The organism is Pedococcus sp. P3_C7, assembly GCF_056402615.1.
Window position 1 is genome coordinate 609738 of record NZ_JBFUHC010000001.1, and the last position, 12289, is coordinate 622026.

The 12289-nt window shown below is 70.6% G+C and carries 9 protein-coding genes and 1 pseudogene; 5 read left to right on the top strand and 5 right to left on the bottom strand.

Annotation, left to right across the window (positions count from 1 at the left end):
* Positions 1–35: 35 nt before the first annotated feature.
* Positions 36–1031, bottom strand: coding sequence for a 5'-3' exonuclease (locus AC1DS4_RS02890; RefSeq protein WP_477612938.1), 996 nt, complete (start codon positions 1029–1031; stop codon positions 36–38).
* A gap of 48 nt (positions 1032–1079) precedes the next feature.
* Between AC1DS4_RS02890 and AC1DS4_RS02895 the strand changes: the two genes are divergently transcribed.
* Positions 1080–1502, top strand: a complete 423-nt coding sequence (locus tag AC1DS4_RS02895) for an Lrp/AsnC family transcriptional regulator (RefSeq protein ID WP_477612939.1) — start codon at positions 1080–1082, stop codon at positions 1500–1502.
* A gap of 5 nt (positions 1503–1507) precedes the next feature.
* Here AC1DS4_RS02895 and AC1DS4_RS02900 read toward each other — a convergent pair whose 3' ends face one another.
* From AC1DS4_RS02900 to AC1DS4_RS02915, 4 genes and pseudogenes are all read right to left on the bottom strand, one after another.
* Positions 1508–2731, bottom strand: coding sequence for a glycoside hydrolase family 15 (locus AC1DS4_RS02900; protein ID WP_477612940.1), 1224 nt, complete (start codon positions 2729–2731; stop codon positions 1508–1510).
* 137 nt (positions 2732–2868) lie between these two features.
* Positions 2869–3288, bottom strand: a complete 420-nt coding sequence (locus AC1DS4_RS02905; RefSeq protein WP_477645990.1) for an aminoacyl-tRNA deacylase — start codon at positions 3286–3288, stop codon at positions 2869–2871.
* 34 nt (positions 3289–3322) lie between these two features.
* A pseudogene (locus tag AC1DS4_RS02910) lies at positions 3323–3844 on the bottom strand (biotin transporter BioY); the annotation flags it as partial.
* A gap of 86 nt (positions 3845–3930) precedes the next feature.
* Positions 3931–5376, bottom strand: coding sequence for a KamA family radical SAM protein (locus AC1DS4_RS02915; protein ID WP_477612943.1), 1446 nt, complete (start codon positions 5374–5376; stop codon positions 3931–3933).
* An 86-nt stretch (positions 5377–5462) separates the two neighbouring features.
* On the opposite strand from AC1DS4_RS02915, the gene kdd reads away from it, so the two are divergent.
* Genes kdd through AC1DS4_RS02935 form a run of 4 tightly spaced genes read left to right on the top strand, consistent with a single transcriptional unit; the run spans position 5463 to position 12289 of the window.
* Entirely contained in the window at positions 5463–6515 is a 1053-nt protein-coding gene (kdd, locus tag AC1DS4_RS02920; RefSeq protein ID WP_477612944.1) for an L-erythro-3,5-diaminohexanoate dehydrogenase, read from the top strand.
* A 54-nt stretch (positions 6516–6569) separates the two neighbouring features.
* Positions 6570–9017, top strand: coding sequence for a phosphoketolase family protein (locus AC1DS4_RS02925; RefSeq protein ID WP_477632166.1), 2448 nt, complete (start codon positions 6570–6572; stop codon positions 9015–9017).
* A gap of 9 nt (positions 9018–9026) precedes the next feature.
* Positions 9027–11084, top strand: coding sequence for a phosphate acetyltransferase (pta, locus tag AC1DS4_RS02930; RefSeq protein WP_477632167.1), 2058 nt, complete (start codon positions 9027–9029; stop codon positions 11082–11084).
* A complete protein-coding gene (locus AC1DS4_RS02935; protein ID WP_477632168.1) occupies positions 11084–12289 on the top strand; it encodes an acetate/propionate family kinase in 1206 nt (401 codons plus the stop codon). Before pta ends, AC1DS4_RS02935 begins: the two co-directional genes overlap by 1 nt.

Here is a 12289-nt window from a genome sequence, read left to right on the forward strand (position 1 = left end):
GATGAGGCTGCACGCCTGACGATGTGGCTGCACGGCTACTCGATGCGCAGAGCCGACAGCACGCGGTTGAACGAGCTGGTCACCCCGAACTCACTGGCGACCCGGCTCATCAGCACGGGGTCCGCTACCTCGGTCGGCAGGGCCAGGTCCACCTCGTCGACCGGTGCGTCGCGAGTCACTCGCACCACCGTGGGCGCCACGTCGAGGTACGCCGTCGCCGCCTCCAGGTTGGCCCGCCGGGCTCCCTTGATGGCCGGAGCTCCAGAGTCCACCGCCGCCCGGAGACCGGCGAGCGAGCCGTACTCGGCGATCAGCTGGGCCGCGGTCTTGTCGCCGATGCCCTTGACGCCGGGCAGGCCGTCGCTCGTGTCACCGCGCAGGATCGACATGTCCAGGTAGGCGTCGCCGTTCTCCACGGCATACCGCTCCCGCAGGTAGTCCTGGGTCGCGAGGTCGGGGTCACGCACCCCGCCCTTGCCGGTGTAGAGGACACGGACGCCTCGGGCGTCGTCCACGAGCTGCAGGAGGTCGCGATCTCCCGTGACGATGTCGACCTTCATGGTGCCGCCCCACCGGGTGGCCAGCGTGCCGATCACGTCGTCGGCCTCGAAGCCGTCAGCCCCGAGGCGGGCAATACCCAGCGCTGCCAGCGCATCGACGATGACCGGCACCTGGGGAGCCAGGTCGTCCGGGACCTCTTCGGCGACGGTGTCGTCCGAGGCCGGGTGCGCCTGGTCGGGCACGGAGCCGGCCACTGGGGCGGGGGACTCCTCGGTCACCCGGTGAGCCTTGTAGCTGGGCAGCAGGTCGACCCGCCACTGCGGTCGCCAGTCGTTGTCCCAGCAGGCTGCGAGGTGGGTCGGCTGGTGGGTCGTGACGAGCGAGGCGATCATGTCGAGGAACCCGCGGATCGCATTGGTGGGCGGCTGCGAGGGATCGCTGCGCTGGTCCGGCACCCCGAAGAAGGCGCGGAAGTACAACGAGGCGCTGTCGAGCAGCATGAGACGGCCGGAGCTGTCGGGCGAGGTCATGGCGGACATGCTGCCACCCCCGACCCCGGTCCTCAGTAAGGTGTGGGCGTGGAAGACCTCGATCGACGCATCGTCGACCTGCTGCGCGCCGACGGTCGGATGAGCTACACCGACCTGGGCAAGGCCATGGGCCTGTCCACCTCGGCGGTCCACCAGCGGGTGCGTCGGCTCGAGGAGCGCGGGGTCCTCAAGGGGTATGCCGCGCTCGTCGACTACACCGCGTTGGACCTGCCGCTCACGGCGTTCATCTCGATCTCACCGCTGGACCCTGCTGCGCCGGACGACATCCCGGACCGGTTGCGCGACATCACCGAGCTCGAGGCCTGTCACTCGGTGGCGGGCGATGAGAACTACATCCTCAAGGCGAGGGTCCGCACGCCCGGTGACCTCGAGGTGCTGCTGGCTCGGGTGCGGTCCGCCGCGAACGTCGCCACCCGCACCACTGTGGTCCTTTCCACCCCCTGGGAGTAGCCGCCTCAGGGTTGGTCCAGCTCGTGCAGGGTCAGCAGCGTGAGGGCAGCGGTCCACACGAGCGGAGCTGGCCCGGCAGGGCGCCCGGTGCGCGTGACCTTCTCGGGCAGGGATCCGTAGGCCGTGCGGTGGTCATCCAGCCAGTTCAACCACCGTGTGGCTGTCCCGTCACGGGCCGTCGCCGCGGCCGTCAGAGCCACGAGGGCGGTCTCCGGCGTCCACGACGCACCGTCGTCCTTGGGCCAGTCGGCGCCGGGGGCCAGACCGCCGGCCGGGCGCAGGGCTTCACGCTGGTAGCGCAACCACGCGTCACGCAGGGCGTGGTCGGCCTCCTGGCCTCCCGGTGGACCGTGGAACGGGGGCAGCAGCATCGCCACCGCGGCGTCGACGCCTCCACCGTCCCGTCCGAACCGCTCGTACCGCGGACCGAAGCTGCCGGTGACGACCTCGCTCAACCGCGAGGCCACGACGCCGACGGTGACGGCCTCCGTCGGCTGTCCGGTGGCGCGGTAGTCACCGGCCGCGGCCTCCAGGCCCGCGAGCATCGGCGCCACGGTCCCCAGGGAGGTGCGGTCGACCGGCAGCTCCCAGTAGTCCGGGGACGGTGGCGGGAGCCGGCTGCCCGAGTCGACGAGCGTGGTGAGGGCTTGCACACAGCGGTCTCGGAGGCCGGCCGCCGTCGCCGGGACACTCGCGGGGCTCGCGGTCCGCACCTGCGCGATGGCCCAGAGCACCCAGCCACACCCGTCGGACTGGCGTGGGCGGTCGGTCAGGGGCGACCCGTCCAGACGGTATCGAGCCTGGAAGCCCTGCAAGGGGTCGAACTCCAGTCGCGCCAGGCGGTCGAGGATCGACGCAGCCTCCTTGTCGTGACCGCTGATGCTCAGAGCGGCCGCCGCGAACGAGCCGTCCCGCGGCCAGAAGTATCCCCACGGCCCGCCGGGCCCGGCCGCCACGGTCCCGTTCGGGGACAGGAACGAGTGGATGTCGACGAGCGCCCACCTCGCCAGGTCCTCCCAGCGGGTGCCGTCGCCGGGCACGGTGCCGGTCTCCAGCCAGAGCTGGTCAGCCCTGCTCTGGCCACCGGCTGCATACACCTCGGGTGAGCGGTAGCCAGGCGCCGTGAGGAGTCGGGCCTCGGGGAGGTGCGCCCGGGGGCCTGCGGTCGCGCCGACCATGACGAGCGCGAGCAGCAGGATGCCCAGCGACCCTGTCCGCGTGGTCCTCACGTGTCACCCCCGATGGTGGGCCAGTCAGCCCACGGTAGATCGCCCCGGGGGCCGACGCACACCACCTTTGGGGGAGTCGGCGGCACGGCGGGTGAGCAGGGCGTCGACGACCGCGACGTCAGGGCGCGGTCAGGGCGTCACCGCGATATCAGCGCGACCTGTGCCCGCGTGGCGGTGACCAGGTCGTCAGGCGTGAGGGAAAGGTCGAGGCCACGACGGCCTCCCGAGACGTACACGCGGTCGAACCCGAGAGCAGACTCGTCCACGACGGTCGGGAGTGCCTTCTTCTGCCCGATGGGGGAGATCCCGCCCACGACGTAGCCGCTCGACCGCTCGGCGTCGGCGGGTTGGGCCATCGCCACCTTCTTGAGGCCCAGTGCGGCCGCGATGGCCTTGAGGTCGAGCTGCCGGTCGACCGGCACCACCCCGACGGCCAGGCCGCGCTCGGACTCGACCAGGAGGGTCTTGAAGACCTGTCCGGGGGGCACCGACAGCGCAGCGGCGGCCTCCAGTCCATAGGTTGACGAGCGCCCAGGCGGCCGGGAAGAGGCCCGCAGCCGCCGCGATCTTGATGGCGTCGCCGAGGAGGAAGGGGGTGAAGCCGGCGGCCAGGCCGGCCTCGAGGTCCATGCCGGTGGAGCCCATCAGCCACGACACGCCGACGGCGTAGATGACGAGGTTGCCGAGCACCATGGTGACGCCCGTCCTCACCACGGTGCGGTCACCGCCGCGCTGGGCCAGCCACCCCACGAGCGTCGCCGCAGCGACGAAGCCGATGACGTAGCCGAACGTGGCGCCGCCCCAGCCGTCGTTGTGGTCGGCGAACCAGTTCACGCCCAGTCCGCCGGCGACCAGGTAGGTGCCGACGCTGAGCAGGGCCCGCAGGCCGCCCAGTGAGGCTCCCGTCAGCAGGACGGCGAACGTGCCGAGCGTGAGGGGCACCGGGGTGCCCGGGAGCGGGACGTGCCACTGGGACAAGAGGCCGATGAATCCGGCGCCGGCAGCGATGAGCAGGACGTCACGAACGCGCGATCCGACCCATGCGGGCACGCCCACCACTGCGGGGACGTAGTCGGCCAGGACGCGCTTGCGGGGGATGGCGATAGCAGTCACGGGAGCAACCTAGCGAAGCCCGACCGCGCGGCATGACAGGCCCTCACGTCGTGAACGTCACACGCCGCGGCCGCGCACCGTCCGACTCAGACCAGCGAGGCCTCGCGGCTGGCCGCGGCGCGCTCGACGGCGATCGCGTGGGCAGCCTCGTGGTCACCCTCCTCACGCCACCACTGCTGGCCCGCCTCAGGGAGGGTGTAGATCGGGTCGTAGTAGACGTAGTCGCGCGACAGGGCGTCGGTGTCTGCGTTCTCGATCGAGGTGCGGTAGTTCTTGCGCCAGAACGACATTCCGCGCTCGGTGTCGTAGCTGTCGACCTGGTGCACCCATCGCTTGCCGACGAACGGCACGTCGCAGACGATGCGCGGCGTGGCGAAGCCGGGCAGGTAGCCCATCATCGAGTGCTGCAGGTGCTGCGCCTCGGCGAGCGAGAGCCGCCAGTGCTCGGAGAACGGGATCATGTCGCACATGTAGAAGTAGTACGGCGTGATCATCGCGTCGTCCTGGAGGGCGAAGCAGAGGTCGAGCAGCTGCTCCACCGAGTCGTTGATGCCGCGCATCAGGACGCCCTGGTTGCGCACGTCCCGCACGCCGGCCTCCAACATCGCCTTGGAGGCGTCGGCCACCAGCGGCGTGACGGACTGCGCGTTGTTGACGTGGGTGTGGATCGCCAGGGAGACACCGCGCGAGCGGGCCTTGGCCGACACGCGGGCAACCCCCTCGACGACGTCGGGCTGCAGCCAGTGCTGGGGCAGGCCCATCAGCGCCTTGGTCGCCAGCCGGATGTCGCGGATGTTCTCGACGTCGAGCAGCTTGTCGATGAAGCCCTCGAGGTTCTTCCACGGCATGTTGGCGACGTCGCCACCGGAGACGACGACGTCACGCACCTGTGGCGTCTGCTGCAGGTAGGCGAGCATGGCGGCGTAGCGGTCGACCGGCTTGCCGGTGAGCTTGAGCTTGTCGATCACCGGCGTGGAGTTGCCGACGAGGTCCATGCGGGTGCAGTGTCCGCAGTACTGCGGACAGGTCGGGAGCAGCTCGGCGAGCACCTTGGTGGGGTAGCGGTGGGTCAGGCCCTCGGCGACCCACATGTCGTGCTCGTGCAGGCTGTCGCGGGTCGCGTGCGGGTGGGACGGCCAGTCGGTGCGTCGGTCGGAGAACACCGGGAGCATGTAGCGCCGGATGGGGTCGGCGTAGAACGCCCGGGTGAACTCGGCACCGGCGGCGGGCATCCGCCCGTCGGTCCAGGTCATCTCACTGACCATGGTGTTCATCATCTGCGGGGGGACGAGCATCGACATCGTGGCGCGCTCGGCCTGGTCGCGCTCGAGGTCGGCGTAGAAGGCGTCGGTCAGCAGGTCGCCCATCAGCTCGCGCAGCTGCTTGATGTTCTTGACGCAGTGCGCCCGCTGCCACTGAGCGCTGGCCCAGTCCTCGGCAGTGACGTCGCGCCACCCCGCGAATCGGGTCCAGTCGGGCTCCACCAGCTCGCGGTGGCGGTAGACATAGGGCTGCTCGATGGCGGTGCTCATACGTGGCAGGATACGGGACAGGTTCCGATGAAATCGACATCCGGCCGCAAGATTTGCGCTCTGTGTCGCAATTGATAGGAGATTCTGTGGTCCGCACCCCCTCGTCGCCCGTGGGTTTGCACCGCGTCCTCGACCCCGCCGGGGCCTCGCTGCCCCAGGCCGCCCAGCGGCTCGACGCCTCGCCCGAGCTGTGGCCGGACGAGGTGCGCATCAGCATCGAGACGCTCAACCTCGACGCGGCGTCCTACCGTCAGCTCTCCGAGAAGCACGGCGGCGACGGCGATGCCGTCCGCGCAGAGGTGCTCGACATCGTGGCCACGCGCGGGAAGATGCAGAACCCCGTCACCGGTTCCGGCGGCATGCTCATCGGCACGGTCGAGGAGGTCGGACCCGAGTCCACCCTCGGCCTGGCGGTCGGCGACCACGTCGCCACGCTCGTCTCGCTGTCTCTCACGCCGCTGGTGGTCACCGACCAGCTGGCTCGGTGGGACGGCAAGAGCGAGCGGGTGCCCGCCCGGGGACACGCCATCCTCTTCGGCCGCTCGATCGCGGCGCAGCTGCCCCCCGACCTGGCCCCGGACCTCGCCCTCATGGTGATGGACGTGTGCGGCGCACCGGCGCTGGTGGCCCGCGTGGTGGAGGAGTATGCCGCGCGCGGCGTCAGCCCCACCGTGTGCGTGCTCGGCGGGGCCGGCAAGTCCGGCTCGCTGTCCCTCGCCGCGGCGGCGCGGGCCGGCGCAGGCCGTCGCATCGCCGTGGTGCCCTTCGAGCGCGAGGCCGACCTGCTGTCCGGCACCGGACTGGCGGACGAGGTGGTCATCGCCGACGCCCGCAGCCCGCTCGGACTGTCCGAAGCCGTTGCCGCTGCGGGGGGACCAGCGGACATCACGGTCGTCTGCGTGGACGTGCCCGGGTGCGAGCAGCCGGCCATCCTCTCGACGGCACAGGGCGGCACGATCATCTTCTTCTCCATGGCCACCCACTTCGCGGCAGCGGCGCTCGGCGCCGAAGGTGTCGCCGCCGACGTTCGCATGCTGGTGGGCAACGGCTACGTGCCCGGCCACGCGGCATACGCCCTCGACCTGATCAGGGGCAACGCCGCGGTGCGGAGTCTCTTCGAAGGTCGCCTCGCGGAGTAGCGGCGGGACCAAAGGCCTTCCCCTCGGGTGCGGGTCCGTGGTGTCGTGGGGCGCATGCCGCAGACGTCCGCTGTGCCGGTGACCGTGTCCTACGCCCCGGAGGACCTCGCGCTGGACCTGCGGTGGTGGGCTGCCGCCAACTACCTGACGGTCGGCCAGATCTACCTGCGGGACAACGCCCTGCTCCGGGAGCCGCTGACCCTGGCGCACACCAAGCCCCGCCTGCTCGGCCACTGGGGCACCAGCCCCGGCCTGTCGATGATCTACGCCCTGGTGAACCGCCGCATCCGCGAGACCGACACGGACTGGCTCTACGTCACGGGCCCGGGGCACGGCGGCCCCGCCCTCGTGGCGGCAGCCTGGCTCGAGGGTACCTACAGCGAGATCTACCCCCACATCGGTGACGACGCCGAAGGGGTGCTGCGGCTCTTCCGCCAGTTCTCCTCGCCTGGGGGCATCCCCAGCCACGTCAGCGTCCAGACCCCCGGCTCGATCCACGAGGGGGGCGAGCTCGGCTACGCACTGGTGCACGCGGCGGGGGCGGCGTTCGACCACCCGGAGCTGGTGGTCGCCTGCGTCGTCGGCGACGGCGAGGCCGAGACCGGACCCCTGGCCGCGTCGTGGCGGCTGCCGAACTTCCTGAACCCGCGCCGGGATGGTGCGGTGCTGCCGATCCTGCACCTCAACGGATACAAGATCGCCGGGCCCACCGTGTTGGGACGCACCTCCGACGAGGATGTGGAGGACTACCTGCGCAGCCAGGGCTGGGACCCGGTCACGGTCAGCGGGGACGACCCCGCGCAGGTCTTTCCTGCCTTCCGGTCGGCGCTGGCGACAGCTCACGACAAGATCCGGTCGATCCAGGAAGCGGCGCGCAGTGGCTATGGTCCGGCCGAGCCGGTGCGGCACCCGTGGCCCGCCATCGTGCTGCGCACCCCGAAGGGCTGGACCGGTCCCGACATCGTCGACGGCGTGCAGGTGCAGGGGACCAACCTGTCCCACCAGGTGCCGCTGGCCGGCCTCGCCGAGGACCCCGGACACCTGCGGCTGCTCGAGGAATGGCTGCACACCTACCGCCCCGACGAGCTGTTCGACGCCGATGGCCGGCTCGCGCCAGAGCTGCGGGACCTCGCGCCGGCAGGGGACAAGCGCATGTCCGCGACGCCCTACGCGAACGGCGGACGGCTGCGCACGGAGCTGCCAACGCAGGACCTGACGGCATACGAGGTCCCCCTCACGCCCACCAGACGCGGACAGGACTCGGTGGAGAACACCATCACGTCCGGTCGCCTCATGCGCGACCTGTACGCCGCGACGACCCGACCCGACGGAGGCGGCACCTTCCGACTGTTCTCCCCGGACGAGACGGCGAGCAACCGCCTCCAGCCGGTGTTCGAGGTGACGGACCGCTGCTTCATGGGACCCCTGCGGGAGACCGACGACCACCTCGCGCCGGACGGCCGCGTGATGGAGGTGCTGAGCGAATACCTGTGCCAGGGCTGGCTCGAGGGATACGTGCTGAGCGGTCGGCACGGGATGTTTGCGACCTACGAGGCCTTCGCGATGGTGTCGGCGTCGATGGCCGTGCAACACGTGAAGTGGCTGCAGCACGCGCAGGAGCTGCCCTGGCGGGCCGACGTGTCGTCGCTGAACGTTCTGCTCACGTCGACCTGCTGGCGCAACGACCACAACGGGTTCTCCCACCAGGGTCCTGGCCTGATCGACTGCCTGATCCCGTTGTCGCCACAGGTCGTGCGGGTGTGGCTGCCCCCGGACGCCAACACGACGCTGTCCATCACCGACCACTGCCTGCGCAGCACCAACTACGTCAACCTCATCGTCGTGGACAAGCAGAAGCACCTGCAGTACCTCACGCTCGAGGAAGCCCACGCACACTGTGCCGCGGGTGCCGGCGTCTGGGACTGGGCCAGCACCTGCGGACCGGACGACGAGCCCGACATCGTGCTCGCCTGCGCCGGCGACGTGCCGACCCAGGAGGCGCTCGCCGCCGCCGAGCTGCTCGCCGAGCACGTGCCAGAGCTCAGGGTGCGCTTCGTCAACGTCGTCGACCTGATGGCCCTGCTTCCCGAGAACGACCATCCCCATGGCTACTCGGACGGCCAGTTCGACGACCTCTTCACCGCCGACAGACACGTCGTGTTCGCGTTCCACGGCTACCCCCGTGCCGTGCACCAGCTCATCCACGGGCGCAACGACCCCGGGCGCTTCCACGTCCGCGGGTTCAACGAGCAGGGCACGACCACCACACCCTTCGACATGGTCGTGCTCAACCGGATGAGCAGGTTCCACCTCGCCCAGGAGGTGCTCCGCCGCGCTGATCGCCGCGTGCCAGGGTGGGACGCGCTCACCGAGCTCTGCGAGCGCCGGCTCGCCGAGCACCGGCCCTACATCGAGGAGCACCTCGAGGACATGCCGGACATCGCGGACTGGACCTGGAGGGGACCTGCCCGCCCCAGCGCGCCCGACGAGTCGGGCCGGTAGTTTCGACCCGTGACCACCAGCATCTACATCGCCGGCACCGAAGCCCGGTCCGGCAAGTCGGCGGTGGCGGTCGGACTGCTGCACCAGCTGAGCAGGCGCGCGGGCCGGGTGGGCGTGTTCCGCCCCATCGTCCGCGCCTCGGGGCCGGACGAGCTGGTCCTGACGCTGTTGTCCCAGCTGCCTGGCGACCTCTCGGCAGAGCAGGCGTGCGGCGTGACCTACGACGACCTGCACGCCTCGCCCGAGCGGGCCATGGGAGTGATCGTCGACCGCTTCCACGACGTTGCCCGTGACCACGACGTCGTCCTCGTCGTGGGATCCGACTTCACCGACGTCTCGGCACCGACGGAGTTCTCGGTCAACGCCGCGGTGGCCGCCAACCTCGGCTCCCGACTCCTCCTGGTCGTACCGGCACAGGGACACGACCCTGTGGAAGTGGCGACGACGGCCGAGATGGCGGTCACAGCGGCCCGCGAGGCGCATGCGCACGTGACCGGTGTGGTGGCCAACCAGGTGGCACGAGAGCTCCTGGCGGCCACCACGACCGCTGTGTCGGACCGGGTCGGGCTCCCCGTGCAGTCGCTGCCGGAGACACCACTGCTGCGGGCCCCGACCGTCAAGGACCTCGTCGACGCGTGCTCCGGCCGGCTCGTCCACGGCGAGGCCGGGTGGCTCGACCGCGAGTGCATGGGCCTGGTGGTCGCAGCCATGACCATGCCCCACGTCCTGGACCGGCTCATCGAGGGCGGCGTCGTGATCGTGCCCGGCGACCGTGAGGACGTGGTCCTTGGCGTCCTGCTCGCCCACCGGTCCAAGACCTTCCCGACCCTGTCGGGGATCGTCCTCAACGGCGGGTTCCCGCTCTCGCCGCAGGTCCAGCGGCTCATCGAGGGCCTCGACGTCGTACTGCCGATCGTCGCGACCGACAGCGGCACGATGACGACCGCGACGAGGTTGGGCGCGGCGCGTGGGCGCCTGACCCCCGGGTCCACCCGCAAGCTCGAGGCCGCAGTGGCCATGGTCGAGCGCGGACTCGACGCCGAGGCGTTGCTCGGACCCGTCGCGACGACGGGGGAGGGTGCCGTCACCCCGTTGATGTTCGAACACCAGCTGGTCGACGACGCTCGAGCGGCAGGCGCTCACATCGTGCTACCCGAAGGTGCCGAGGACCGGATCCTGCTCGCGGCCGACACCGTCCTGGCGCGCGAGATCGCGAAGCTCACCCTGCTCGGCGACGAGGAGACGATCCGCGCCAACGCAGCCCGCCTGGGTGCGGACATCTCCGGGGCGGCGATCATCGACCCGTCCAGCAGCTCCCTGCGCGAAGGATTCGCTGCAGACTATGCCGGGCTCCGGGCCCACAAGGGGGTCACACTCGACCAGGCCCGTGACCGGGTCGTCGACCCGTCCTACTTCGGCACGCTGATGGTGCACCAGGGCCTCGCTGACGGCATGGTCTCGGGGTGCATCACGACCACGGCACACACGATCCGCCCCGCCCTCGAGATCGTCCGGACCTCGCCTGACGTGTCGGTGGTCTCGAGCGTCTTCCTGATGTGCCTGGCCGACCGCGTCCTGGTCTACGGCGACTGTGCGGTCAACCCCGACCCGACCGCCGAGCAGCTCGCTGACATCGCGATCTCCTCGGCCCGCACGGCGCAGCGGTTCGGTATCGAGCCGAAGGTGGCGATGCTGTCGTACTCGACAGGCGAGTCGGGGACCGGCGCTGATGTCGACAAGGTCCGTGCCGCCACGGCGCTGGTCCATCAGCGTGCTCCAGAGCTTCTCGTCGAGGGTCCGATCCAGTACGACGCCGCGGTCGACCCCCACGTCGCGGCGACGAAGCTCAAGGACAGCCCCGTGGCGGGGCGCGCGACAGTCTTGGTGTTCCCTGACCTCAACACCGGCAACAACACCTACAAGGCGGTCCAGCGCAGCGCGTCGGCCGTCGCGATCGGTCCGATCCTCCAGGGCCTCAACCGGCCGGTCAACGACCTGTCCCGTGGAGCGCTGGTGCGCGACATCGTCAACACGATCGCCATCACGGCGATCCAGGCCGGCGCCTGATGCCGAGGTCGCGCACGGTCCTGGTCGTCAACTCGGGGTCGTCGTCGCTGAAGTACCAGGTCATCGATGCCGACACAGGTGCCACCGCAGCCTCGGGGCTGGTCGAGAGGATCGGGGGCGCTGGACGTCTCAAGCACACGTCCGGCGGCGAGACGCACGAGCGTGACGTCACCTGCAACGACCACCGGGCCGCCCTCGACGCGGCCCGAGCCGCGCTGCGCGAGCACGGACCGGATCTCGGAGAGGTGGGGCTCTTCGCCGTCGGGCACAGGGTAGTGCACGGCGGCCCACGGTTCACCGAGCCGGTGGTTGTCGACGACGACGTGATCGAAGCCATCCGCGAGCTCGTGCCGCTGGCACCCCTGCACAACCCGGCGAACCTCGAGGGCATCCTCAGCGCCCGGGAGTCCTTCCCCGACGTTCCCCAGGTTGCCGTCTTCGACACCGCCTTCCACCAGACCCTTCCCGCTCGGGCCCACACGTATGCCGTGCCCGCGGACTGGCGGGACCGCCACCACGTGCGGCGCTACGGCTTCCACGGCACGTCGCACCGCTACGTCTCCCGTCGCACGGCGGAGCTCCTGGGGCGCAGCCCCGCCGACTGCAACGTCATCGTGCTCCACCTCGGCAACGGCGCCAGCGCCTGCGCGGTGCAGGGTGGTCGCAGCATCGACACCTCGATGGGGCTGTCTCCACTCGAAGGCCTGGTGATGGGTACTCGCTCCGGTGACGTCGACCCGGCGCTCGGCGCCTATCTCGCGCGCGTCGCGGACCTCGACGCCACCGCATACGACGAGGCACTGAACAAGGGCAGTGGCCTGCTGGGCCTCGCCGGCATCTCCGACGTGCGCGAGCTCGAGCAGCGGCGTGCCCATGGCGACGCGGACGCCGCTCTGGCCTTCGACGTGATGGCCTACCGGCTGCGCAAGTACGTCGGTGCGTATGCCGTGGCGCTGGGCCACGTCGACGCCATCGCGTTCACCGGTGGCATCGGTGAGAACAGCGCCGAGGTGCGACACGCTGTGCTCAGCGGTCTCGAGGTCCTCGGAGTCGAGGTCGACGCGTTGGCGAACGTCGCGGGGGAGCCCACCCGGCTGGTCACGACGGCCCGCAGCAACATCGCTGTGTACGTCGTCCCGACCAACGAGGAGCTGGAGATCGCCCGCGCCTGCCTCGACGTCCTGGGGCAGGACGGTCCCGTCTAG